The sequence below is a fragment of the Gordonia soli NBRC 108243 genome (assembly GCF_000334455.1).
In the GTDB taxonomy this organism is placed as follows: Bacteria; Actinomycetota; Actinomycetes; order Mycobacteriales; family Mycobacteriaceae; genus Gordonia; species Gordonia soli.
Genome location: NZ_BANX01000016.1, coordinates 39242 through 63952 on the forward strand (window position 1 = coordinate 39242; position 24711 = coordinate 63952).

The 24711-nt window shown below is 65.2% G+C and carries 21 protein-coding genes; 1 reads left to right on the forward strand and 20 read right to left on the reverse strand.

The features are described 5' to 3' along the window. Nucleotides 1-183 precede the first annotated feature (183 nt). The gene (locus GS4_RS11510; protein WP_007620682.1) at nucleotides 184-1335 is read left to right on the forward strand and encodes an acyl-CoA dehydrogenase family protein; all 1152 of its coding nucleotides are present in this window, start codon (nucleotides 184-186) and stop codon (nucleotides 1333-1335) included. Nucleotides 1336-1377: 42 nt separating this feature from the next. On the opposite strand, the gene GS4_RS11515 is transcribed toward GS4_RS11510, so the two are convergent. The 20 genes from GS4_RS11515 to GS4_RS11610 all read right to left on the reverse strand — a co-directional run bounded on the left by GS4_RS11515 (nucleotide 1378) and on the right by GS4_RS11610 (nucleotide 24638). Beyond that, a complete protein-coding gene (locus GS4_RS11515; RefSeq protein ID WP_007620688.1) occupies nucleotides 1378-3825 on the reverse strand; it encodes a CaiB/BaiF CoA transferase family protein in 2448 nt (815 codons plus the stop codon). A gap of 43 nt (nucleotides 3826-3868) precedes the next feature. Next, nucleotides 3869-5308, reverse strand: a complete 1440-nt coding sequence (locus GS4_RS11520) for an aldehyde dehydrogenase (protein ID WP_007620689.1) — start codon at nucleotides 5306-5308, stop codon at nucleotides 3869-3871. A 30-nt stretch (nucleotides 5309-5338) separates the two neighbouring features. Continuing rightward, nucleotides 5339-6523, reverse strand: coding sequence for a thiolase C-terminal domain-containing protein (locus tag GS4_RS11525; protein WP_007620690.1), 1185 nt, complete (start codon nucleotides 6521-6523; stop codon nucleotides 5339-5341). Continuing rightward, the gene (locus GS4_RS11530) at nucleotides 6520-6963 is read right to left on the reverse strand and encodes a Zn-ribbon domain-containing OB-fold protein (RefSeq protein ID WP_007620691.1); all 444 of its coding nucleotides are present in this window, start codon (nucleotides 6961-6963) and stop codon (nucleotides 6520-6522) included. The genes GS4_RS11525 and GS4_RS11530 overlap by 4 nt, the downstream gene beginning before the upstream one ends. Next, complete coding sequence (locus tag GS4_RS11535; RefSeq protein WP_007620692.1) at nucleotides 6960-7280, reverse strand: hypothetical protein; 321 nt, start codon at nucleotides 7278-7280, stop codon at nucleotides 6960-6962. The genes GS4_RS11530 and GS4_RS11535 overlap by 4 nt, the downstream gene beginning before the upstream one ends. 73 nt (nucleotides 7281-7353) lie before the next feature. Next, nucleotides 7354-8835 (reverse strand): acetyl-CoA acetyltransferase, encoded by a 1482-nt coding sequence (locus GS4_RS11540; protein WP_007620693.1) that lies wholly within the window; start codon nucleotides 8833-8835, stop codon nucleotides 7354-7356. Nucleotides 8836-8917: 82 nt separating this feature from the next. Next, nucleotides 8918-10531, reverse strand: coding sequence for an FAD-dependent oxidoreductase (locus GS4_RS11545; protein ID WP_040510313.1), 1614 nt, complete (start codon nucleotides 10529-10531; stop codon nucleotides 8918-8920). A 205-nt stretch (nucleotides 10532-10736) separates the two neighbouring features. Further along, nucleotides 10737-11825 (reverse strand): ABC transporter ATP-binding protein, encoded by a 1089-nt coding sequence (locus GS4_RS11550; protein WP_007620698.1) that lies wholly within the window; start codon nucleotides 11823-11825, stop codon nucleotides 10737-10739. Nucleotides 11826-11876: 51 nt separating this feature from the next. Beyond that, nucleotides 11877-12638, reverse strand: coding sequence for a hypothetical protein (locus tag GS4_RS11555; RefSeq protein WP_007620699.1), 762 nt, complete (start codon nucleotides 12636-12638; stop codon nucleotides 11877-11879). Beyond that, nucleotides 12638-13594, reverse strand: coding sequence for an MlaD family protein (locus tag GS4_RS11560; RefSeq protein WP_007620700.1), 957 nt, complete (start codon nucleotides 13592-13594; stop codon nucleotides 12638-12640). The genes GS4_RS11555 and GS4_RS11560 overlap by 1 nt, the downstream gene beginning before the upstream one ends. Beyond that, nucleotides 13591-14598, reverse strand: a complete 1008-nt coding sequence (locus tag GS4_RS11565) for an MlaD family protein (RefSeq protein ID WP_040510314.1) — start codon at nucleotides 14596-14598, stop codon at nucleotides 13591-13593. The genes GS4_RS11560 and GS4_RS11565 overlap by 4 nt, the downstream gene beginning before the upstream one ends. Further along, nucleotides 14598-15686: an MlaD family protein gene (locus GS4_RS11570; protein WP_157226598.1), complete on the reverse strand. Its 1089-nt coding sequence runs from the start codon at nucleotides 15684-15686 to the stop codon at nucleotides 14598-14600. Before GS4_RS11570 ends, GS4_RS11565 begins: the two co-directional genes overlap by 1 nt. Nucleotide 15687: 1 nt before the next feature. After that, nucleotides 15688-16698 (reverse strand): MlaD family protein, encoded by a 1011-nt coding sequence (locus GS4_RS11575; protein ID WP_007620703.1) that lies wholly within the window; start codon nucleotides 16696-16698, stop codon nucleotides 15688-15690. Further along, complete coding sequence (locus GS4_RS11580; RefSeq protein WP_007620705.1) at nucleotides 16686-17693, reverse strand: MlaD family protein; 1008 nt, start codon at nucleotides 17691-17693, stop codon at nucleotides 16686-16688. The genes GS4_RS11575 and GS4_RS11580 overlap by 13 nt, the downstream gene beginning before the upstream one ends. Nucleotide 17694: 1 nt before the next feature. Further along, the gene (locus GS4_RS11585; protein WP_007620710.1) at nucleotides 17695-18780 is read right to left on the reverse strand and encodes an MlaD family protein; all 1086 of its coding nucleotides are present in this window, start codon (nucleotides 18778-18780) and stop codon (nucleotides 17695-17697) included. Between the two features lies 1 nt (nucleotide 18781). Further along, nucleotides 18782-19564 carry an MlaE family ABC transporter permease gene (locus GS4_RS11590; protein ID WP_157226606.1) on the reverse strand — a complete coding sequence of 261 codons (783 nt, stop codon included), beginning with the start codon at nucleotides 19562-19564 and terminating at the stop codon, nucleotides 18782-18784. A gap of 89 nt (nucleotides 19565-19653) precedes the next feature. After that, a complete protein-coding gene (locus GS4_RS11595) occupies nucleotides 19654-20514 on the reverse strand; it encodes an ABC transporter permease (RefSeq protein WP_007620714.1) in 861 nt (286 codons plus the stop codon). A 515-nt stretch (nucleotides 20515-21029) separates the two neighbouring features. After that, complete coding sequence (locus GS4_RS11600; protein WP_007620716.1) at nucleotides 21030-21665, reverse strand: TetR/AcrR family transcriptional regulator; 636 nt, start codon at nucleotides 21663-21665, stop codon at nucleotides 21030-21032. Between the two features lie 135 nt (nucleotides 21666-21800). After that, entirely contained in the window at nucleotides 21801-23321 is a 1521-nt protein-coding gene (locus GS4_RS11605; RefSeq protein WP_007620717.1) for a class I adenylate-forming enzyme family protein, read from the reverse strand. Between the two features lie 135 nt (nucleotides 23322-23456). Continuing rightward, nucleotides 23457-24638: an aromatic ring-hydroxylating oxygenase subunit alpha gene (locus GS4_RS11610; RefSeq protein WP_007620718.1), complete on the reverse strand. Its 1182-nt coding sequence runs from the start codon at nucleotides 24636-24638 to the stop codon at nucleotides 23457-23459. Nucleotides 24639-24711 lie beyond the last annotated feature (73 nt).

The window sequence follows — 24711 nt, forward strand, 5'->3', positions numbered from 1 at the left end:
CCTGCTCACTGCGATCCAGCCCGACGCTTCTCGGTATACACCTGCGCGCCGCCCGCCGTGCGCAGATGATGTAAACCTACAGTAGTTAGGTATATGGTCGACATTCGGCGGTGTCGATCAGGTGACACCGGACTCCGCGCGACACGATGCCGCGCCGGACATCGCTTGTACCAGGAGACCTCCATGCAGACTGATCTGTTCGAATCCGACCACGAGTTGTTCCGCGAGTCGGTACGCGGCTTCGTCACCAAGCACGTGGTGCCGAAGCTGGAGATGTGGGACACCGATCGACTGATCGACCGCGAGACATGGCGGGCAGCGGGCGCTCAGGGCATCCTCGGCCTCGCCGTGCCGACCGAGTACGGCGGTCCCGGAGAGACCGACTACCGGTTCCGCGTGGCGATCCAGACCGAGATCGCCCGGGTGGGGGCGTCTGCGCTGCAGTCGGGCTTCTCCACGAACGACGACATCGTGCTCAATTACCTGTTACGTCACGCCGACGACGACCAGAAGTCGCGGTGGGTCCCCGGTTTCGTCACGGGCGCGACGATCGGCGCCATCGCGATGACCGAACCGGGCGCCGGCAGCGATCTCCGGTCCATCACCACGACAGCTCGGCGCGACGGCGACCACTGGGTGATCAACGGCGCCAAGACGTTCATCACCAGTGGCATCCTCGCCGACCTCGTCATCGTCTTCGCGAAGACCGATCCCGGGGCGGGTTCGCGCGGTTTCAGCCTGTTCGTGGTCGAGGACGGGACCGCCGGATTCAGCCGGGGCCGGAAGCTCGACAAGGTCGGTCTCCACGCACAGGACACCGCCGAGCTCGCCTTCGACGACGTGCGTGTGCCCGCCGCCAACCTCCTCGGTGAGGAAGGTGCGGGTTTCGCGTACCTGATGCAGAGCCTGCCCCTCGAGCGCCTCGGCATCGGCATCGCGGCGCAGGTGTCGGCGGAGGCGGTCCTCGACTGGACGCTTGCCTATGTGAAGGACCGCACCGCATTCGGCAAGCGGATCGGCGAGTTCCAGGGCCTCGGGTTCACCCTCGCCGATCTGCAGACGGCGGTCGAGGTCTCGCGGGCCTACCTCGATCGCTGTGTACGGGAGTACAACAGCGGGCGGCTCACCGCCGTCGATGCCGCGAAGGCAAAGCTGTGGGCCACGGAGCTGCAAGGGCGCGTGATCGACAGCGGGGTACAGCTGCACGGCGGGTACGGATACATGATGGAGTACCCGGTTGCGAAGGCTTACATCGATGCGCGCATTCAGCGGATCTACGGCGGGACGAACGAGATCATGAAGGAGATCATCCACCGTGACCTGATGAAGGGATAGACCGTGCGGGGGACGCCACCGCGGACGGTGGCGTCCCTCACCTCATCTGCTCGAGGACGCGGAGCCGGCAGCCACCGTCACCTCACCGGCGGGCTGCAGCACACCGGTCGCGACGAGGTCGGCGATCTCGGATACGCCGAGCCCCAACAGTTCTGAGGCAACCTCTGCGGTGTGCTCTCCCGCAAGCGGAGCGGGTCGAACAGGTGCGTCCGGGATAGTCCCGAACCGCGCCACCCGGACAGCCGTGGGAAGATCGTTCGGCAACAGCGGATGATCGAGGCTCGAGTACGCATCTCGCGCGATCAGATGCGGATCGGTCAGCAGTTCGGGCAACCGCAGCATCGCGCCGGCCGGGACGCCCGCATCCTGCAGAGCGGTCATGGCCTGTGTCGGACTCAGCTCGGCGAGCCACGCGACGAGCAACGCGTCGATCTCGCCGCGCGGGCGCAGACGAGTCACCCCGGAGTCGTGCCGATGATCCTCGGCGAGCACACTCCGCCCGAGAACCCTCGCAAGACCGCGTCGGTGGCGATCGTCGCGGACATCGACGACGATCCACTCGTCGTCTCCCTTACAGCGGTACACACCGAATGAGCTCGCGGACGGATCGCCGTTGCCCGTCGCGGCGACGGAACCAGGATCCAACGACTCGCGGACGAGATGGACACCGATCTGCATGATGGCCGTCTCCGCCTGCGCCACCTCGATGGCGGCACCGCGACCGGTCGTCTTCCGCGCGATCAGGGTGGCGAGCACCGTGACAGCGCTGACCTGCGCGGCGATGTGATCCGGGTAGACCGTGGAGCCGTCGCACGGGCCCGGGTAGTCCTCGGAGTACCGCCACAGGGACGAGACACCGCAGGCTGCCCGGACCAGCGGTCCGTACCCCAGTCGGGTGTTCCACGGCCCGAGGCCACCGAAGGCACTGCTCTCGGCGACCACGATCCGCGGATTGACGGCTGCGAGTTCGTCGTAGGACAGACCCATGGATCCGAGGGTCCCCGGCTTGAAGTTCGCGAGCACGACGTCGGCGGATGCTGCAAGGTCCAGGAAGAGCCGCCGGCCGTCGGGACTGCGGAGGTCGATGCCCAGAGATCGTTTGTTCCGATGCCCCCATGCCACCGAGGCAGCAAGCGCCGCACCGCGTTTGGACTGTCGAAGACCGTCGGGGAATGCCGTGTTCTCGATCTTGATCACGTCGGCGCCGTGGTCGGCGAACTGGCGGCCGAGCTCCGCGCCGAACACCACCACTCCGAGATCGAGGACACGGAGCCCGTCGAAAGGATGCGTACCCGCGGACCGCACGGGCGGACCGGGTGTCGCGCCGACCACCTCGGTGCCGCCGACATCAGACCATTCGGCCAGAACAGCGGCCCCACCCTCGCCGATCGCCGGAGCGCGGTGGCGGAACCCGAGCCGTACGCCGTCGACCCTCGCGTACCCGGACGGCACGGTCGCGCGCACCCCGTCGGCGATCTCGACGTCGGTGAAGGTCCCGGCCTCCTGGAAGTGTCTCTCTCCCAGCACCTCGCCCGGTCGCAACACTCCTCCCACCGGGATGCCGCGCGCTGATCCCTGGGCGACCAGCTCGTCGCGGGTGTGACCCGCGAACAGCGATTCGATGAGGGGGTGCAGGCGATCGGCCGCGGCGAACCGTGCCGGGATCGTGTCGTAAGAGGGGTCCGCGAACTCGGCCGGCTCCCCGAGCCATGCGAACATGGCCCGCCATTGCCGCCGTGCGAGCAGACAGATGCGCACCTGTCCGTCGGCACACGGGAAGACCGGGTAGAAGTTCGCCGCGTCAGGACGGCCGCGTGGGAAGTCCTCGGAACGGCCGGCAGCGGCCGAGCCCTGGACACCGAAGCCGGGATCGAATCCGTGCACCACCGCTTCGAGCGCCGAGATGTCCACCAGCTGACCGACTCCCGTCTCGAGCCTGTCGAGGTGGGCGAGCAGTGCGGACCAGGCTGCGTGAACCCCGAGCGACTCCTCCACCAACCCCACCGGCGGCAGCAGCGGTTCGCGTCCGGGTTCACCCGACCGCGACAGCACGCCACTCAGGGCATAGACGACCGATTCCGTCGCGGTCCAGTCCCGATAGGGACCGGTCTGGCCGAAACCGCTGATGGACACGACCACCAGGCGGGGGTACGCGGCGAGCAGTTCCTCGGGCGCAACTCCGAGTTCGGCCAGTCGACCGGGCCCGGTCGACTCGATCACGATGTCGGCGACGGCCGCGAGCGAACGGAAGCGCTCCACTCCCGCCTCGTCGGTCAGATCGATGCAGACGCTGCGCTTGTTCGCGTTGCGGAGCGCGAACGGGATGCTGGGCCCGCCGTCGCGGTGCCCGGTCCGTCGCGACTCGGAACCCGAGTCCGGCTCGACACGGACGACGTCGGCGCCGAGATCGGCCAGGAATCGCCCTGCCGACTCACCGAGTCCGTCGGTCAGATCCAGTACGTGGACACCGTCGAGAGGTAGGGCCGTCATGATGCTCCTGGGTGAGGCGGGTCGAGCGCCCGGATGAGGGCCCTCAATTGGTGGACAGATACACGGACTTCGTCGACAGGTACGGGGTCAGACCTTCGGGGCCGAGTTCCCGGCCCAGTCCCGACGCCTTGACGCCTCCGAATGGTGCGGCGAGATCGAGGGCGTAGTGATTGACCCCGACCGTCCCGGACCGGACACGTGCGGCGATCGCGAGTCCGCGCTCCTCGTCGCTGGTCCACACCGTCCCGCCGAGTCCGTAGGGCGAGTCGTTGGCGATGCGTACGGCGTCGTCGTCGTCCGCATACGGCGTCACGGTCAGCACGGGCCCGAAGATCTCTTCCTGCGCGATCGTGGCACTGTTGTCTACCCGGTCGAAGACCGTCGGCTCGACGAACCATCCGACCGGAAGATCATGCGGCGCACCACCTCCGGTGGTGACCCGGAATCCCTGCGCTCGGCCGGCCTCGATGTACCCCAGTACGCGCTCGCGCTGGGAACGACTGACGAGAGGGCCGACATCCGTGCCCTTGTCCAATGGATCGCCGACACGCAATCCACGCGCCGTGGCGGTGACCATCTCGACGACCTCGTCATAACGGTTCGCGGGAGCGAGGATGCGAGTGCTGGCGTGACAGGTCTGACCGTTGTTGACCAGACAGACATCCAGGAGATGGCTCGACAGGTCGTCGAGGTCCGCGTCGTCCATGACGACCGCGGCCGACTTGCCGCCGAGTTCCAGTGTCACGGGGCGCAGCAGGCGCCCGCACACCTCACCGATGGCTCGGCCCGCTGCGGTGGAACCCGTGAACGCGACCTTGTCGACACCTGGATGCGCGACGAGGTAGGCGCTCGCCGCGCGATCGGCGGGGACGACGTTCACCACACCCGATGGCAGTCCGGCCTCCGCGGCCGCGTCGGCGAATACGAACGCATCCAATGCGGTTTCGGGTGCGGGCTTCAGGATCACGGTGCACCCCGCAGCCAGTGCCGGCGCGATCTTCATCGCCGCCAGCGGTTGCGGGTAGTTCCACGGCGTCACCGCCGCGACGACGCCGACCGGCTCGCGGCGGACGACGGTCCGCCCGCCGTACGCACTCGGGCGGACATCGTCGACGGCATCCGCGCGGATCAGGGATGCGTAGTAGTCGAGCATCGCGGCGGGACCGTACCCGTTGACCGCCTTGGACAAGGAGATCGGCATACCGTTCTCGCGGCTGACGAGCTGAGCCGTGTCGCGACCTCGGGCCCGCAGGGCGTCGGCGAATCCGCTCATCAGATCGGCACGTTCGAGAGCCGACAGAAGACTCCAGGGTCCTCGCAGCGCGGTGCGCGCCGCCGACACCGCGTGATCGATGTCTGCTCGCCCCGCCAGCGCGGTCCGTGCCAGAACCTTCTCGGTAGCCGCCTCGATGACGTCGGCCGCCGTGCCATCCGACGGCGGACTCCACTGTCCGTCGATGAAGAGCTCTGTGCGATCAGTCATCTCAGGTCTCCTGACTCTCGGAATGCGTGGTTACAGGGTGTCGGCGTGACCGAAGAGAACCGAGCTCACGAGCGGGGCCATCGGGCCACCGATGAACAGCGACGTCCGCGCGTCCGTGACCTGGTTGGTGGAGGTGCCGCGTATCTGTCGGACCGCCTCGACGGCGAGGTTGAGTCCGTTGACGAATGCGTCGGCGAGATTTCCACCGCTGGTGTTGATCGGGAGCTTCCCGTGTGGCGCGGTGAGGTTCTCCACCGTCATCACACTGCCCGCCGCCGCGCCGGGTGGGCACAGCCGATGGTCGATCAGCGCCGCCAGCGCAGGTCCGCTGAAGTTCTCGTACACCTGCACGACGTCGACGTCGTCGGGGCCGAATCCTGACTGCGACCAGAGACGTTCTGCCACACCTGGTTTGTTGTTGTTCGCCGGGCCGAAGCCGGCTGTGGAGTACTGCTGATCGTTGTCGATCCGTTCGCAATATCCGCCGGGTGCCCCCTGCGCGCCCGCCAGGAGGTAGGCCGGATCGGCACGGAGCCCGCGAGCCCTGTCGGCCGACACCAGGACCAGGGCCACCGCCCCGTCACTCTCTCGCGAACAGTCGTACAGATGGAACGGCTCGGCGATGAGGCGCGAGTCCTCGTACGCCTCTTCATCCAACGGCCGTCCGTGCCCCTGAGCCGTCGGATTGTTCTGCGCGTGAGCATATGCGGCGAGAACGAGCGACCGCATCGCAGACCTGGGAACGCCATCGTGCTCCAGCATCCGCTGGGTGCGCATCGCACAGATCTGAGCCGGGGAACCGACACCGTGTGCCAAGAAATGGGAGCCGTAGTGATACTTGGCGTAGCCGAGCCGTCCGGTGTCGGCCTGCGACATCGCGCGATAGACGACCACCGTCTCCGCCTGTCCGGTGGCGATGGCCGTCGCGGCGTTGATGATCGCGGCAGCGACGCTGCCGCCACCACCCCCCCACATCATGTTCGACCAGCGCAACTCGTCGATCATCAAGGCGGCACCGAGGATCGGACCGTCGTTGGAACCGCCCGCGTACGAGACGAAGCCGTCGATGTCACGAGGCGACACCCCGGCGTCCTCGCAGGCGTCGAGAACGGCCTCTATCGTCATGCGTTGTTCGTTGTGGGGTGACCGGCCGCGCTTGTAGTGCTTCTCCGACACTCCGACCACCGCGGCGGCACCCCGCATGGACACGCTCATCCCAGCTTCCCCTCGTGCTCGGCAACCGGTCGGTGCCAGCGCAGGAGAGTCCAGGGCTCTCCCTCGGGCTGCTCGAAGAAGCCGACAACCGGCTCCCCGATCCGCGGCGTGTCCTCACCGTCGTCCACGAACAAGCCCAGGAGCCGCCGCCCGCCCGCGTGCGGCAACTCGACAAGTACACTGATGTACGGGATCTTGTCGCCCAGTTCCTCGATGTACGGATACCAGCTGCGGGTCCAGCTGAAGACGATCCCCACGGGATCGACTTGCTCCCAGGCGAGATCGAATCCATGACACGTCGCGCAGATGACCTGGGGCCCCCAGATCCACGTGTCACATGTACGGCACCGTTGGAGCATGAGCTCCCCGGTCGACAGCCCGTCCCAGTACGGCCGATCGTGGCCGTCCGCAGCGGGTCCCCACGGGACCGCGACGGTCACCGTCGATCCCTTGATGTGGTCGGGAAGTTCTCCAGAGCCGCTGCACGCCAATCGTCGTCGTACCGGACCCAATACGAGCGGAGCCCGATGGATCGCTCGGCCGAGATGTAGACCGCCTCACCGACCATCCGATCCCCGTCCGGCCGGACTCCGACGATCTCGAAGTCGTCGACCGCGCCCCGGGGCACGTCGACCCCCTCGAACACTGCCGGCACCGCGTCCGGGACCATGTCTGCCACGGCAGCTTTCATGTCTCCGGACACAACGCGCCTGACGTGGCTCTCGTAACGGGCCCGGAATTCGTCGATCTCAGACACTGCGTGACTCCTCCTGGTGACGGCGAAGAAACGCCATCTGTGCATTAAAACTTACGCCATTAGATTAATCCGGTCAACGCAGGTCTGCCGAACCATCGGCGCGGACGTCGACGGGCTGCCCGGCGACGTCCGTGCGACTCAGCGCGGCGAGCCCGGACGTGGAGGTGATCACCGCCAGCGCCCTGGCGCCGTCCGGTGTGCGAACGGCGACGAACGCCCGCTCCGGGGCGCCCGTCCGGTCGTGGGCGACGGTCCACGACTCGATCACCGCCTGTCCCACATAGGAGTTGAGCGCCCGGACGGTCGGCTCACGGTCGACGAGGTGTTGGACGTCGAGACGTCGGAATCCGCGCGCGGGAGGTTCGGTCCGGTAGACGCCGAAGGCATGTTTGGTCAGGTACCCGCTGTTGGCAGTGACCAGCCCGTAACTGCCCGGAGAGGCTCGTAGGCGCGACGCGACGGTGGCGATGGCGTGCGTAGAGTAGTTGTTCCACGGCCCCCCTGCGAAGGTCAACCCGCCGGTGCACGTGAGCGGGCGAGCCGGATCGTCTGTGGAGAGCCCGAGTTCGCCCGCGGCGACCTGCACCGCGGACGGGAAACATGAGTACACGTCGACGTGTTCGACGTCGTCGATCCCGACACCCGCGAGGGCCAACGCCTCCCGGCCTCCGTGGCGGATCGCGGGAGAGCGGTCGAGAGCTGCCCGCTCGGCGATGGCCGAGGTGTCGTGCGACTCGGTCCCCGACTGCGGGAAGACCCACGTCGAGCGCGGGATCTGCAGACGAGTCGCGGTCTCGACCGAACACATCAACAGCGCCGCCCCTTGATCGACCATGTTGTTGGAGTTCAACAACTTCGGATATGGCGTCGCGATCATGCGATTGGAGTCCGACGGGGTCGTGAGCTCTTCAGGCGTGAACTCCTGGCGCAGCCACGCATGGGGATTGGCAGCGGCAACCACACTGAACCGCGCCCACAGATCACCGAGCACGGCGGCGTGCTCGGTGATCGTGTGGCCGGCGCGGATTCGCAGCGCCTGCTCGAAGAGTGGGTAGACGAACGACGGGCGATCCAGACCGATCCGTCGCTCACTCTCCGCTTCCATCGGGACATCGGGTACGACGATGTCCGCGGGCTCGACCGATTCGTCCTGACGCGACCACGCCGGCCGCTCCCCTCGTGCGCGCAGTCTCATCCGGGTACGCCACGACTCGGCGCCACCGATCAGGACGACGTCGGCGACACCGGACGCGATCTCCTCGGCGGCGACGTTGACCAGTACCTGCGGGGTGCTACCGCCGTTGCCGGTGTATCCCGATCGACGCGGCCGCGCGCCGATCCGCTCGGCGACCAGCGCGCCGGGGTCGCGGTACCGCCATGACAGCAGGCCCACGATGCGGATGGAATCCACCATCTCCAGCAGACGCGCCGAGCCCGCCTCCTCTGCCGCGGCGCGCGCCGCCCGCGCGATCAGGTCGACCGGTTCCACACCGCCATCACTTTCATCGACCTGTCCGCCCCCGACGAGTACCGGTGTCCTGGGATCGATCGGCATACGAGGCCTCTTTCTCGGTAGTGGGTTCGCGTGTCCCCTGGTCCGCAGAGGAACGGGCGTATCGCAACGCCCGTCATCGATGTCACCGGGATCTCGCCAACGCGACGGCATCGGCTCGATCGACCACCTTGACGCGCGGTCGCCCCTGTCGACGCCCCTCGAATCGTTCGTACTTGTCGATCGCGAACCAATCCTCGGCGTCAAGTGATTGCGGGTTCCGAGTCCGCACCAGCTCCTCGAAGCCACTCGCGTCGCCCAGCGGGCTGGGGAGGGCACCGGCGCGACGGTCCTCGATGAGCGCGGAGACCGTCTCGCGTGCGCAGAAACGGTTCGTCCCGATCACGCCCGTCGGTCCACGCTTGAGCCACCCGGCGGTGTACAGACCCGGGATGCGACGGCCACCAGGCGCGGCGACCACTCGGCCGTCCTCGTTCGAGACGGTCCCGGTGACGTCGTCGAACGGCAGCCCGTCGAAAGCGGCACCTCGATAACCTATGGACCGCACCACCAGTCCGCAGTCGATCTCGAGGGGCTCGTTCCCGCCTGCGGACACGAACCCGACCCCGGTCGCACGATCCGAACCCCTGACGACACTCGGAGAGGCGCCGAACCGGAACACGATCCGGCGATCGTGGCGTGGTTCGCGAGCCGCGAACTCTGCCAGAATCCGGGTCTTGAGGGGAGATGCCTGGCCCACCGGAACCTCATCTGCCACCACCACATCCACCCCGCGGAGCGACTTCAGACCGAGCAGCTCCGGGGTGGTGCATGCAGCGAACTCTGCGCCGCGTCGACCCACCAGCACGACCTCACGGATCCCGCTGTCCTCCAGAGCCTCGAGCGCGTGGTCGGCCATGTCGGTGCGCCGCAGATCGTCCGGCCGGGAGATCAGCATGCGGGCGACGTCCAACGCCACGTTCCCGTTTCCGAGCACCATCGCCCGCGGTCCAGACAGATCGGGAGCCCGGTGTGCGTGATCGGGATGGCCGTTGTACCAAGCCACGACGTCCCGTGCCGAGTGGACTCCGGGAAGGTCCTCTCCTGGTATCCCCATGCGCCGATCATCGGCCGCGCCGGCGGCGACGATCACGGCATGATGATGCGCCACGACTTCGTCGAGACCGATGTCGGAGCCGATTTCGACCCCGAGGTGAAGTGTCACGCCCGGACGTCGCAAGGTTCGTTCGAAAGATCGATCGATCGACTTCGTCCGCGAATGGTCGGGCGCCACGCCGTATCTCACCAGTCCACCGACGAACGGGAGTCGCTCGATGATCGTGACCTCGGCTGCGACGTCTCGGTTCGACAGCAATTCCTCTGCCGCATAGCACGCCGAGGGGCCACTACCGATGATGGCGACGCGCAGAACGGGTTCCGGTGGCCGAATCGAGGCGATCGGCCGACTGGACCTGGCCTCCGTCGGCACAGGCGGGGTCACCGGCGACCGTGCATAGTGTTCGGCGTTCACTTCGAGATAACGCACGTCCAGCCCCTCGAGCTCGTCGTCGGACGAGATCGCCCCCACGGGGCAGACGTCGGCACACGCTCCGCAATCGATGCACACATCCGGATCGATGTAGAGCATCTCGGCTGTCGCGTACCCGTCCTCACCCGGCGCCGGGTGGATGCAGTTGACCGGACAGACCTCCACGCAGGTGGCGTCGTTGCAGCAGTTCTGTGTCACGACAAAGGTCACGTAAATCCTCAAGCTGTGGGTTTTCGATTCCGCCGGTGACGATCTCACCGACATTTAATCTAAGCTTATTAGGTTTACTAGGTCCTGTCGAGCCTCGTCCGTGGTCGAGCTCGGCCATCTACGACATCACCCTGCGACAGGTCCGGGACGCGCTCGACCCGTCGTCCGCCCGCGCGCCATCGTGTCTCCCGGTCCTGTCGGCGGTTCAGTGATCAGTGGCCGTTTGTCCCGCGACCACCTTCAGCGGTGCCGTGGGAGCGTCGGCGCCGAAACCGAATTCGTCGCGACTTCGATTGTCGGCGCGAATCCGGTCCTCCTCCGCCATTCCGCGCTCGACGGCCTCTCGAGCGTTGGCCGGTAGTGTCGGCAGCAACTCCACGACCCGTCGTCTGTGGCGCTCGATGGCCTTGCGCTCGGGCTGGCCGGGATTGGGCTGCACCTGCGGGATGATCTCGGAGAAGTCGTCCTTCGTGCCGCCACCTGAGATCCCCGCAGCCTGCATCTGTGCCTCCTGCTCGGCGACCGCGAAGTCCTTCTCCTCGGACATGCCGATCGGACCGAAACGATCGCCGGAGAGGAACTGCTTGACCACCGGCTGCTCAGAGGTCAACAACACCTCGCGCGGACCGAACATCACCAACTCCTTACGGAACAGCATGCCGATGTTGTCCGGGATCGTCCGGGCGATGTTGATGTTGTGCGTCACGATCAGGATCGTCGCGTCGATCTGCGCATTGATATCGATCAACAACTGCGAGATGTAAGCAGTACGCACCGGATCCAGACCGGAGTCCGGCTCATCACACAGAATGATCTCCGGATCGAGCACCAACGCACGCGCCAGACCCGCACGCTTACGCATACCACCGGAGATCTCACCGGGCAGCTTGTCCTCGGCACCGGTCAGACCGACCAGGTCGATCTTCTCCATCACGATGTCGCGAATATTGTCTTCCTTCTTCTTCGTGTGCTCACGAAGCGGGAAGGCGATGTTGTCGTACAAACTCATCGAACCGAACAGCGCACCATCCTGGAACAGCACACCGAACAACTTACGGATCTCGTAGAGCTCCTTGGACGAACACTTGGTGATGTCAGTGCCATCGATGATCACCGACCCCTGCTCGGGATGCAGCAACCCGATCAAGGTCTTGAGAAACACCGACTTACCGGTACCCGACGGACCCAGCAGAGCGCTGACCTCTCCCGACGGCAAGGTCAGCGAGACGTCACGCCAGATGTTCTGCGAACCGAACGACTTGGTGAGCCCCTCGACACTGACCTCAACACCCACTGATTCGTCCCTTCGTCATAGCCGTGTCCGCTGTCCGGGAGGATCTGCCCGTCATCGCGGACCCTGCTGCCCGCCGAACGACGAACCGATACCCGAGATGTCGGTGATCACCCAGTCGTTGTTCTTGTCGATGGTCATCTTGTATGTGGCGGTGGATTCGATCCCGTCCGGTGCTTGCGCGTTCTTTGTGAACACATTGACGAACGCCTGCACCTGGTAGACACCACCGGCGTCGGACTCGACCTTGGCAGCGATGGGTTCCGCAGTCGAACTCCATTGGAGCGGCTTGATGAGCTGCTCCATCGACGTCGACGCCTTCTCCAGGCGATCACCCAGCTCCGGCGTCGTGCCCTTGGTCAACCGGGTACGCCAGTCCGCCGGGTTCTCGTAGCTCATCTGAGCCGCGCCGGTCGCATAGTCCAGCGCGACCTTCTCAGCCTGCTGACGGTCGGAACTCGCCGCGTTCAGATCACTGACCTCTGACTTCGCAGCCGCCAATTGCCAACCGAGCACGCCGATGACCGCGACCACCACCACTGTCACACCCGCGACGAGCACTGCCCGCGTCGAGATCGAGCGACCGGCGAAGGCCTTCCAGCGACCGGTGGTCCCGGTTGACTGCGCCGTGTCGACGGATTCGTTCGCGGGTGAACCGGTCACCGCGTCGTCCTCGGTCGGGCCCTGGTGATCCGATTCGGCCGGATTCTCGGTTGTCGCGGACTTGGTTGTAACGGTCGACATCGCGTCGACCTCCTTCCGTAGAGGTTCTGGTGACTCGCTCTGCTCGGCTCGCTCCTTGTCGGGATCGGCCATCACGGTCCTCCTCCCGGGACCCTCACGGTGAGAGCCCCTCTCGGTGTCGTCGCAGCCAGCGCGCGGTCGAGCAGCCGTCCGAAGTCGACTGTGCGCAACGATGCCGCCCCGGACTGGGCCGCCGGTAGCAGGTTCACTCCGATGACGTTCAGATCAGCCGAGTTCTGGTCCAGGAACTTCTGCAGTTCGGTGAACAGAGGGCTCGCACCGTCGCGGATACCGGCGAGGAGCGGACCCGTGACCGTCGCGTCGCGGACCGAGGCCAGCAGTTCACGGAATCCGTCGCCGAACGCAGGCATCTGCGGTGATGTGGCCTGCAGCAGTGCAGGGATCCGTCCCGAACGCATCAGGAGAGGCTGCATCGTGCTGAGCAGCGTGATCAACGTGTCCGACTGCCGGGTCAACTCGCCCGACAGCAGGGTGCCGGCTCGATTCAGATCTCCGAGCACCTGGACCCCGTCTGGCAACCCTTCGTCCAGCGTCCCGAAGATACGTCGCACGGCATCGGAATCGGTCTGCTCCAGGAGGACCGTGAGACGCTCGGACAGCTCCTTGAAGGTCGTCGGGACGGACACGCGAGCAGGGTCGACGCTGGCGTGATCGTCGAGATACGGACCGTCGGCAGAGTTGGGCGACACCGAGACGTAGGCCTCACCGAGCGCAGAGAGGTTGTCCACGCGGAAGTCACTGTCCACCGGGATCCGCTCGTTCTCGGCGTAACTCAGCTGCACCTGAACTCCGCGTGCAGTCTGTTCCAGACCGACGACGTGTCCGATCTCGATGCCTCGCAACAGAACTCGAGATCCAGGTATCAGACCGTTGGTGTCGGGCACGGTCAGGTCAGCGGCACGCTCGTCGGGGGTGCGCACGTGCAGTCCGACGCTCATGATGTAGGCGATCGACAGCGCTGCGAGGACCACCATCGCCAGCCCCGACACACGGGTCTTGGTGATCATCGGACAGCTCCCAGCATCCTCAGCAGGGTGGTGGCGTCCCCGATGAGCTGGTCACCGGAACCGGTGCGCACGGAGGTGACATTCACCGATGGTCTCTCGGCGAACGGCAAGACCGTCGTCCGGAGGAAGTCCGACACGCGGGTGGCGGTCGCCGGCGCCTTGTCCCACATCCCACGTCCGGCCTCGGTGGTGCGGGCGATGGACTTCAGCATCGGGATGAGCCACACACCGCCGATGAAGATCGACCCGACCGAGGGCAGCAGCGTACTGATATGGGCGACGACCGAGTTGGCGACGCGCTTCCAGTAGTACGCCCCTTGCTCTCCGAACACTCCCGCGATCTCGGCAGCGCGATCCTGGAATGACGTCGACGTCCGGTCGAGACCGACGAGCAGACGGTCGATCTCCGAGGTCTGGTCGGCGAGATCGCCGAGATCCGTGGCGACTGTCGCCGCCATCCTCCGCACGTCACGAAGTGCAGGCATCGTCTTGTTGAGAGTCGCCATGGTGTCCTGCACCTTCTGGATGCTGCCGCCGTTGACGAAGTAGGCCAGCACCGCGATCGTGTCCTCGAGCTGAGGCGGTGAAGTCGTCCGTGCCCTGGGCACGAAGGCACCGGCGGTGAGGTGACCCGACTGTCCGACATCTCGAGCCGGTGGGGTGAACGCCAGGTATGTGTCACCGAGCAGTGTGTTCTGTCTGATGATGGCGGTGGTGTCCGCAGGCACTCTCGCGTCCGCCGACAGACCGACGGTGACATCGACCCCGTCGGCGGTGACGCGAGTGGACTTGACCTGTCCGACCCGCAGACCGTTCATCATGACGTCGGCTCCGGACGGAAGGTTCAGGACGCTGTCGAATTGCAAGGTGACCTCGAAGTCGCTGCTGACTCCGGCCCGAACCGACGGCAGATCGTTCGGACCGAACGAACATCCGGTCACCACCACCAGCGAGACGAGCACGATCACACATCCCCAGATCCGTGACGAGATCCTCGTGATCATCATCGGACACCTGCCTTCTGCACGATGAGCGAGAACAGATTGACCGTGTTGGTCCGACCCGTCGTCGAACACGCAGGTCCGAGCGCCCGGCATTGCGCAGCGCTCACCTGGACCCCCGGCGCACGGTAAGGAACCGACAGCCCGCCTGCTGCGTTGGTCTGTTGCCGCAGTGCCGCGGAGACCGCCGGAACCGTGCCGTAGAGCTTCTGGAGATCGGGAGCCCGCGCTGCAGCCAACGAGATGAGGTCCTTCACCGGCCCGTGGACCAGAGGCCACAGGATCGACCCATAGTTGCGCTGGATGTCGTAGATCGTCGCGACGGTCCAACCGACACCCCGGTCGAACTTGGACACGAATCCGAACAGTTCCGTTCCGAGGCCTGCGATCGAGGGCATCTGGTTGAGGATCGACATGATCTGATCCCATTGCCGCAGTGCGTTGTCGGTGAGCGGGGCCATGTTGGCGATCGACGCCCCGATGTCCGCGATGAACTGATCCGGATCGGCCGACGCCGCGGCGGCATGCCGGAACATGTTGGCGGCGTCAGGTCCCGTCCCTGCCAACGCCTTGTCCAGGCCCGCGATCGTGCCGCCCACGTCACCGCTGTCGGCATCGGTCAGGTTCTTGATGAAGTCCGAGGCCGAGCCCGTCACCTCGGAGATGCTCTTCGGGGTGTGCGAGTGCTTCCGATCGATGCACCGCCCCTGCTCGAGGGTGGGGCCGGAGGTGTAGTTGCCGACGAGTTCGAGACTTCGATCGGCCAACAGCGACTTCGAACGGGTCACCGCCTGCACGTCCGCCGGATATGCCCGGCCGTCATCGAGGTCGAAGGTGATCCGGACGTGATCGCCCGCGTTGTCGATACGGCTGACCGTCCCGACCTGAAGCCCCATCTGGGTCACCGGGTTCCCGACATACAACCCCACTGCGTCGGACATGTCGGCACAGAATCCGTTGCCTCCAGTCGTGGACACTCCCCCCGTACGATCCGCCGCGCCGGTCATCCCGAGTCCGAGTGTGGCACCGATGGCCACGATGACCACCACACCGATCGCCGCCAGCGCAGCCGGTTTCATTCTCGATGCCATCTCAACACTCCCGTCCAGCGATGGGCACGCACACGTCGGAAGCGAGGAGGGTGCCACCTCCGACCTCGCGAATGCCCTTCGGAGTCAGCCATTTCGCCAACTGATCGCGCATCGCGACAAGATTGTCGAGCGCAGGTCCCATGTGCTTCTGCATCTCGGTGATCGCATCCCGGAGCGCGTAGATGTTGGTCCGGACGAGGTCGCTGTTCTGCAGGTAGAACTTCATGAACGGTTGCAACCGCGAGAGCACCATCCCGAGCAGATAGTAGGTGTAGTTGAAGCCTGCCGAGTTGTTGTGATACGTGGTCACGACCACATCGATCTTGCGGATCAGATCGAACACGAACTCACGGTTGGCGTTGAAGTCGCGCAGGTATTCGCTTGCCAGTGCGGCGATCCGGTGGACCTGGGTGCGCTGCCGGTCGAAGACACCGGTCACCGCATTCATTCCGTCCACGATCGATCGGAGCGATGTCGAGTTCGCCCGCAGCGCTCCTGCGACCTGTGCGAGGTTCGCATTCACGTCGACGGCGTCGACCTCGTCGGTGACGGTCGGAGCACTCTGGAGCACGTCACCGATCGAATACGGAACCGACACACGCTCACTCGGGATCACCGGATCGGCCCCGGAGGACTTCTCACCGAGGGGGACCAGCGTGATCGCGTATCCGCCCACCGGGGTCAGCATGCGCACCTCGACCCGGGACTGGTCGCCGATCGCCATCGACTCGTCGACACGCATCGACACCCGGACCCGGTTCGGCTCCATGGTGAGATCGGTGACCTTACCGATGCTGATACCTGCCACACGGACGTCCTGACCTGTCGTGATCGCAGAGGCGTCGGTGGTCTCGAAGGCGATGGTCTTCTGAGCGGCCGGACGCAGGTAGAGGATCCCGAACGTCGCGAGGATCGCGACGGTGACCAGGACGACGACGGCCCCCAGGACCCGATCATCGCCCCACGCCGATCTCAGTCGGCTGCCGGCGCTGCGTTGCCCTACTTCGCGCACAGCACGACCCCACTTCCGTTCAGGAGCACCCGGACGTCGGTCGGGAGTTGCGCCGGCCCGCGGCTGCATCGCTTCGACGTATCCGACCCGGATTGAGAGAGCTTCAGTCCGGCAAGCGCGCTCGGCATCAGCTTGAAGGAGTTCAGGGCATCGGTCATCGAATGAAAGGTCGCTTTCAGCAGTACGTTGACGTCGAGATCCGGGCTCACACCGAGTGACTTGAGGATCTGTTCGATGGGCTCGAGCAACGCGGGTCCATAGGTCGCCGTCTTGGGGAACTCCTCGAGGACGGTCATCGCGTTGCTGATCGGGACGTTGACCGCTTCCAGGAACTGGATCACGTACTGCGAGCGGCCGCCCATCGAGTCCGCGATCCGCCCCATGTTCTTCATCAACGTCTCGATGACCGACTGGCGGTCGCTGGCGAACGAGGCCAGCCGCTGAGCGTTGTCCAACATGGGAGCCAGTCCGGCGCCGTCACCCTGGAGAAGCGAGATCGCGTTCTCGCTGAACTCGTTGACCTGCTCGGTGTTCATCGTGCTCAGCACTGGCTGCAGACCGTTGAACAGCTCGGTGATGTCGAACGACGGTGTCGTCTTGTCCGCCGGCAGGGATTCCACCTCGCGTCCGGGGTTCTTGGGGTCGGCGACATCGACGTACCGCACGCCCGTCAGATTCTGGTACTTGATCGCCAGCGCGGTGTTCTCGGTCAGGCGGTGTCCGTCGTCCATGGTGAATCCGACTCGTGCCACCGGACGCCCGCCGGCCTCCGTCAGATCGACTGCGGTCACCTTGCCGATCCGCATGCCTTTCATCCGGACGTCTCCGTTGACGTTGAGTCCGGAGGCGTCGGTGAAATCCGCTGTGTACGAGTTGGTCTTGCCCTCGACCGGGTTCTTCATCGCGTTGATGACGAGGATGAACAGCAGCACGGTGATCGCCGCGACGGCGATGACCTTCAACGCGGACACGATGGTTCGGGTTCTCTGTGTCATCTCAGCGTCCTCCTCGCGCCTGTCGCTGTGTGACACCCATCTGGGCCAGTGGGCCCGCAACGCCCGGCATCGAGTCGAGGACGATCCGGAGCTTCAGGGTGCGCTGCTTCTCGTCGCCGTCGAATGCGGACTCGAGGCCGTCGATCAGAGAGATCGTCTTGTCCATGGTCACCCCTCCGCCGATCACGCCGGGCAACGGATCTGCGAGCTTTTCGAGAAGAGTTGTCAACGGCGTCAGTTCACGATCGTGGGACGCCAGCAGTGCGCCCGCCTTACCGAAGAGGTCGCTCGAGGCGATCTCCAGGGCCTTGTCGGTCTCGGTGTGGAAAGCCTCGTCCACCCCCCGCGAGCCGTCCGGCAGTTTGTTGTAGGGACTCTCGGTTATCGAGAAGAGTGCGTCCATGACCCCCCGATTGAAGGACGGGAACTCGGTCAGGACGTTGTTCGCGCGTCGGATCAAGGTGCTGGGCAGGTGCTTCTGCGTCTTCGCGATCGAGTCCGCGACGATGATGCTCGATCTGATGAGCGGAGCGAGGCCGTCGGCGTAGCGGATGACCTCGTCCAGGCTGGCGATCATGTCCTTGGTGAGTGTGCCGTCGACGACCAGCGATCCCTGCTCGAGCATGGTCGACATGGTGAAGTCCGGCGACGAGTCCCGGGCCACGACCTGCCCGTCGGTGAGCGGCGTGCCGCCGGGCTTCGCGATCAGATTGACCGCGGTGATCCCGAAGTAGTTCTCCGGCCGGAAGTCGACGTCGAACGAATCGGTGAGCACAGAGGTCGCCGAGTCCGTGAGCACCACATCGACCCGCACGTCCCCGGCACGCGGCGACGACACGTCGGTGACCTCGCCGACCTCCGAACCGCGCAGGAGCACTTTGGATCCCACCTTGACCCCGGGCCCCAGGGCGGGAACCACCAACGCGACGTCGGTGCCCTCGGGCGCCGTGGCTCTCGGGTAGACCACCCAGATGACGGCGATCACGAGCGCCATGACGAGGATGGACACCCCTCCCACCAGGCCGAGCGTCCGCAACTGCCCGCGGAGATCACCGCGGATGAAGTCCTGACTGGTATGTCTGGTCATGTCATCCTCGGAAAGGCAATTCGGGGTTCAGACCCCAGATCGCGACGGTCATGACGAAGTTCAGAACGACGATGGCAACCAGGCTGGCGCGGATGGCCCGACCCGATGCCGAGCCGACTCCGGCCGGCCCGCCGTTCGCGAAATATCCGTAGTAGCAATGGATCACGGTCACCACAGCACAGAAGATGAGTGCCTTGACAACTGAGGCGATCAGATCAGGCAATGTCACGAATTGCGCGAAGTAGTGGTCATACGTGCCGGAAGGTTGCTCATGGAACAGCTTGATGATCAGGCCACCGGTGAAGAAGCTGACCACCAGTGCCATCAGGTAGCTGGGCAGGACGACCAGCATGCCGCCGACCAATCGTGTGCCCACCACGAACGGGATGGCCCGCAGCCCCATGGATTCCGTCGCGTCGATCTCTTCCGAGATGCGCATGGAACCGATCTCCGCCGTCATCCGGCACCCGGCCTGGGCGGCGAACCCGATCCCCGTGATTATGGGTGCGATGACCCGGATGTTGCCGAACGAACCGATGATCCCGGTCAAGGCTCCGAACCCGAGTAGGTCGAAGGCCATGAACGCCTGGATGGCCACCACCGCACCGACCGCGACTCCGAGAAAGAACATCAGACTCACCACGCCGCCGTCGACGATGAGAGAGCCGCTTCCCCAGGCCATGTCGTTCATGGTCTTGGCGGTCTGCTTGCGATAGTGACGGATGGTCGTCGGAAGCAGGACCACGGTCTTCCACACGAAGACGACGATCTGACCGATCTCCATCGCGATGCCGAGCAGTCCACGGCCGATCGCCTGGATCCCCCGCGTCACCACACCACCACGCGTCCCGGTGCTGTTGAGCGCCACCATGATCACGCCAGCCTGGGCGGGAAGAACATGGTCTGCAACTGGCTGACCATGAGGTTCGTCATGAAGATGCAGAAGACGCTCAACACCACCGATGCATTCACCGCGTTCGCGACGCCCTTCGGTCCGCCTTTTGCCTCGAGTCCACGCAGACTGGCGATCACGACGACGAGGATGGCGAACAACACGGCCTTCAGCATCGAGAAGGCGAGATCGGTCGGCGTCGCGAATGCGCCGAACGACTGCCAGAAGCTGGCCGGCACGACGTCGTTGACATTGGCCGAGATGGCCAGGCCGGCAGCGACGCCCGATGCGATGATGATGATGCACAGCGCCGGCGCGATCATGAGCATGGCCAGGAACCGAGGTACGATCAGCCGCTGGATCGGATTGACTCCCATCACCCGCATGGCCTCGATCTCCTCGCGGATCGATCTCGCGCCGAGGTCCGACGCGATCGCGGAGGCGGCGGCACCACTCATCAGGAGACCGGCCGCCATCGGAGCTCCCTGCCCGACCACACCGAGTCCACTTGCCGCGCCGGCGAGCGAATTGGCCCCTACCTGGTCCATCACGCCGCCCACCTGGACGGACACCTCGGCGCCGATGGGAACAGCCATCAGCAGCGCCGGGAGCGCGGTCACCTTGAACAACTTCCACATCTGCTCGACCACCTCGCCGACCGGCAGGCGGAGGGCAACGGAGTCGGTCACCGAGAACCGGAAGACGTCCGCGGCCAGACGTGCCGACCGTCCCAGGGTGTCGATGCTCCGGATGAACCTGTCGAGGACACCGGCTGCGAGCTTCCGCAACCCTGTCGTCGTCCGCGGCAATGCGCGACCTGTGCCAAGCGCTACTGCGCCCATCACACCTTCTCCTGCTTCTCTCGGCGGCCGATCCGCTGACGCGGCCGGTCTATCTGCCTCGGACCAACCGGTCGGGCTCTGTCGAGTGGCGGCTCGAACTCGTGCAATCACGGACACATTGATCTGCGTACGTGTGCTGAGTCACACCCTCATCTATACAGACATGAGACGCGATACGTCAATTGTCATTTGTCAGCAGCTCTGTCCAACGCCGGCTTTCGCGGTGGCGGGTCGCACCGATTGCGACGCAGCTCGCTTGAACACTGCGAGCATACAAAGTGTTCAGACGTGATGTCAATCACGCTCAGGAGGAGGAGTGTCGGCCCGACGTCACACCTCGGTCACGCGCGCCGCGCCGAGAGCTCTGCATCCGCGCACGTCAGAGGAGCGGAATGGGGGCACATACCTAAACAGAGTAGTTTTTGGGAGTCGAGGACGCCGCCGATCGGCGAATCCTGGTGAGATACCCGGGAGCTCGGCCGACGGCTCGGGCCGGGAAGGGCAGACCGGCCGGTTCAGGACCCGATGTCGGCGGCGGGTACCGCACTGGGGAGGAACGCGGGCAACACGAAGTCGCGGAGCATCTCACGATGGGCCGGGTCGTCCGGCCTGTCGAAGTCCAGCCTGCCGACCAGGATGAACTGGACGAGCGCGATCCACTCGGCCATCTTCTGCTTGTCGAGATCGCGACGGATCTCGCCGCGCTCGATGGCACGGTCGATGATGGGCTCCCACATCTCGGCGGTGAGGCGTGCGGCGAGGCCAGAGCTCCCGACCAACGGCTCCGCCATCTGCATGTGCTCGGGACTGACAAGTATTCTGACGAGCGGGTCCTTGCGGCCACGCTCCACGAGGAAGATCAGGCCCTCGACCAGTTGGTCGGCAAATGTCTCCTGCTCGAGCAAGAACTTGCGGGCCTTGACGAACAACATGCGTGAGCGACGTTCGATCAGCGCCGAGATGAGGCTGTCCCGATCGCCGAAATACCGGTAGACGGTGGGACGCGACACGCCGGCTTCGCGCCCTATGTCGTCCATCGTCGTCTTGGACACGCCGTACCGCTGGAAGACGCGCTCCGCGGCAACCATGATCTGCTTGCGCGCTTCGTCGACGTCCTCACTGAGGACATTGCCGGTCTTCCGTCGCGCCACCGCTCACCTCCTGCGTCAGTTGCAATCACGATACAAGAGACGCATTCCGTCCGGTGTAAGGGAGCGGGGCGCGCCGGGGCCCGATCTCGCCGTGCACCGGCGCATCGGTACGGCGGCCGGTGCGCCGGTGTGCGACTACCGGACCTTGTCGAAGCGGGTGTCGACGTCCTTGTACTCGTCGCGGATGACCGTCTTCGCGATCTTGCCGCTGGGCAGCCGCGGCAGCGGGTCCTGCCGGATCACTACGTATCGCGGGACCTTGAAGTCGGCGAGCACCTTCTCGCAGTGGCCGACGATGGCGTCGGCGTCCAGATCCTTGGAGACCGTGACGATGGCCGCCGGCGTCTCCCCGAACCGGTCGTCGTGCGCAGCGATCACCGACACCTCTTCGACGCCGTCGATGGCACCGATCGCGATCTCGAGTTCGACGGGCGAGATGTTGATCCCTCCGGAGATGATGAGGTCTTTCAGGCGGTCGACGAACTTGACCCGCCCATCGTCATCACTGACGCCGAGGTCCCCGCTGTGGAGCCAGCCGTCCCGAATCGCCTGCGAGGTCGACTCCGCGTCGTTCCAGTACCCCGGCGTGACACCCGGCCCGCGGACCACGAGTTCACCCTCCTCCCCCGGAGCCGCCGGTTGACCGTCCGCGGTGAACACCTTGACCTCCGTGAAGATCGAGCCCGTGCCGCAGCGGTCGGGGTACTCGAGGGCCTCTTCCTGGATCGTCGCCGTCGCGACACCACCGGCTTCGGTCATCCCGTAGATCTGTCGCAGCAGCACCCCCTTGTCGGCCCACCTCTTCAGCAGCTGGGAGGGCACCGCGGCACCGCCGACGATGGCCGTCTTGAGCGAACTGAGATCCGCGTCGGCGAATTCCGGTGCACGAGAGATCGCCTCGAAGATCAACGGCACCCCGAAGATCGCCTCGACGGAGTGCCTCTCCAGGAGCGTCACTGCATTCGACGGATTCAGTTCCGGCTCCACGACCAGGGTTCCACCAAGGACCGTGGTGATCAGGAGTCCGTAGACGAGGCCCGGGGTGAAGGCGAGCGGAAGCACCAGGAGTGTCGTGGTGCCGGGACGGAACCCCTCCTCCGTCAACGTGTTCTCCAGGACGATGGCGAGCAGCGTGCGGTTAGTGAGTACGACCCCCTTGGACAGTCCGGTGGAACCGCTGGTGAAGAGGATCGTCGTCGGCTCGTCGGGTTCGCGGTCGACCCGGAAGTCGTCGAAACCTCCGTCGCGCAACTTCTCCAGCTCGGCGAACGAGACGACGGTGAAGCTGTCCCCGATGGCTGCCGTGTCGTCGGCGAGTTGTTCGAACCCGGGTGCGGCGACGACGAGGGAGATGCCGGCGTCATCGGCGATCTTGCGGAGTTCGGCCGGCTTGTACCGACTGTTCAGGGGTACCAGCACCGCGCCCGCCTTCAAGACACCCAGTGACGCAACCGGCCACTCCAGCGAGTTGGGGCCCAGCACGCCCACCCGATCCCCCTCGGCGATCCCGCGTTCGTGGACGAGGTGTCGCGCACACCGACTGCTCCAGTCCCTGAGATCCCGGTAGTCGAGGGAGGACTCGGCGAACACGACCGCGGTGGTGTCGCCCTTTGTCCGCGCCCACCAGTCCAGGGCTGCGCCGATCGTTGCGGTCATGATTGTTCCTTCGTCGAGTGATGTGGGCCGGGCAGATCAGTGGACACAGCGAGTGGCGCCCATCTAACGCAAATAGAATAAAATGGACATGTCGCTCAGGTGTCCGTTTCCGCTGAGTGCGTCGAACGCGCGCCGTCAGACGGCGTGCGAGCGACCTTCGGCGACGAGCTTCTTGATCTCGCGACGGAAGACCTGGTTTGCGATCTCGTTGCGGCCGAGCAACATTCCGCCGGCGTCGGCGCTGCCCATCCCCCGCTGCGAATCCCGCAACAGCGGGAAGTCCTCGTTGTGGAGCACGGCGAGCAGGATCTCCCAGTTCTTGTTCCACAGGCGTTCCCACCGCTCTTGTGTCATGTCGCTGTCCTCGACCTTCGGCACGATCAGACGTTGTTCCATCCGAGACTTCGTCGGATCGGTGGGATGTGGCCGGAAAGTCAACAGCTGGAAGTGATCCGGCTGACGTAGAAGAGTGCTGTTGGGTAACAGGAAGTGGGTCTCGGTGACGTACTTGTCGAGGTTCTCGTCCCCCGGGTCCTCTTCGAGGAATCGATCGATCGACTTTCGGGGCGCGATGAATCGGCAGTGCCGGCCGAAGTCCTCGAAGGCCATGACGTTCGTGTGGATGATCTTCCCGGCGGTGTTCGGATGCGCGTACTGGATGTGGTAGCCGTCCAGAAACGCGTCCTGCATGATTTTCCAGTTGGTCGGCTCGTCGAAGCCGCCGGCTCGGAAGCACACGGATTTGTCCATCTCGTACTCGGTGAGGATCCCGTCGATGTCGGACCCCAGCCAGGCCGCGACATCGATCTCCGCCTTCGCGTTGTCGATGACCCAGATGAAGCCGTGGCGCTCCTCTGTCGGTATCTCGATCAGTCCGTGATCGTCGCGATCCACATCACCGAACGTCGAGTCGCGGGTGATCGTCCGCAGCGATCCGTCGGGGTCATAGGACCACCGGTGATAGCCGCACGAGAAGATCCGGCAGCGCCCCTTCTCCTTCTCCTCCAGCAAGGCCCCGCGGTGGCGGCAGAGATTGACGAACGACTTCACGCCACCGTCCTTCTGACGCACGACGATGATGTTGTTGCGCGGCATCTGGATCGTCATGAAGTCGTTCGGCTTGGCCAATTCGGAGGAATGGGCCACGATCGACGGCACCGTCCCGAAGACGTGATCGCGCTCGTCTTTGGCGAGAACCGGGTCCGTGAACTCGCCGGGCTCGAACGGGATGATCGCCTCGAACTTGTCGGTCGTCTCATGGCGCAACAGTTCGAGCGCACGTCGGATCCGGTCCTGACGCGGGAGCGAGGTGGTCATTGAATCCTCCGATGTGGGACTGGTGTCGATCGACGGCCGGAAGCTCGCCCGACTGTCGCCTTTAATCTACAGG

Bases quoted from the DNA above. Each gene is read 5' to 3' on its own strand.
- GS4_RS11520 (WP_007620689.1), bottom strand. From the start codon at position 5,308: ATGACTGATCGCACAGAGCTCTTCATCGACGGACAGTGGAGTCCGCCG.
- GS4_RS11585 (WP_007620710.1), bottom strand. From the start codon at position 18,780: ATGACCAGACATACCAGTCAGGACTTCATCCGCGGTGATCTCCGCGGG.
- GS4_RS11565 (WP_040510314.1), bottom strand. From the start codon at position 14,598: ATGATCACGAGGATCTCGTCACGGATCTGGGGATGTGTGATCGTGCTC.
- GS4_RS11590 (WP_157226606.1), bottom strand. From the start codon at position 19,564: ATGGAGATCGGTCAGATCGTCGTCTTCGTGTGGAAGACCGTGGTCCTG.
- GS4_RS11570 (WP_157226598.1), bottom strand. From the start codon at position 15,686: ATGGCATCGAGAATGAAACCGGCTGCGCTGGCGGCGATCGGTGTGGTG.
- GS4_RS11605 (WP_007620717.1), bottom strand. From the start codon at position 23,321: ATGACCGCAACGATCGGCGCAGCCCTGGACTGGTGGGCGCGGACAAAG.
- GS4_RS11555 (WP_007620699.1), bottom strand. From the start codon at position 12,638: ATGGCCGATCCCGACAAGGAGCGAGCCGAGCAGAGCGAGTCACCAGAA.
- GS4_RS11515 (WP_007620688.1), bottom strand. From the start codon at position 3,825: ATGACGGCCCTACCTCTCGACGGTGTCCACGTACTGGATCTGACCGAC.
- GS4_RS11610 (WP_007620718.1), bottom strand. From the start codon at position 24,638: ATGACCACCTCGCTCCCGCGTCAGGACCGGATCCGACGTGCGCTCGAA.
- GS4_RS11560 (WP_007620700.1), bottom strand. From the start codon at position 13,594: ATGATCACCAAGACCCGTGTGTCGGGGCTGGCGATGGTGGTCCTCGCA.
- GS4_RS11525 (WP_007620690.1), bottom strand. From the start codon at position 6,523: ATGAGCGTGTCCATGCGGGGTGCCGCCGCGGTGGTCGGAGTGTCGGAG.
- GS4_RS11540 (WP_007620693.1), bottom strand. From the start codon at position 8,835: ATGCCGATCGATCCCAGGACACCGGTACTCGTCGGGGGCGGACAGGTC.
- GS4_RS11510 (WP_007620682.1), top strand. From the start codon at position 184: ATGCAGACTGATCTGTTCGAATCCGACCACGAGTTGTTCCGCGAGTCG.
- GS4_RS11580 (WP_007620705.1), bottom strand. From the start codon at position 17,693: ATGACACAGAGAACCCGAACCATCGTGTCCGCGTTGAAGGTCATCGCC.
- GS4_RS11595 (WP_007620714.1), bottom strand. From the start codon at position 20,514: ATGGGCGCAGTAGCGCTTGGCACAGGTCGCGCATTGCCGCGGACGACG.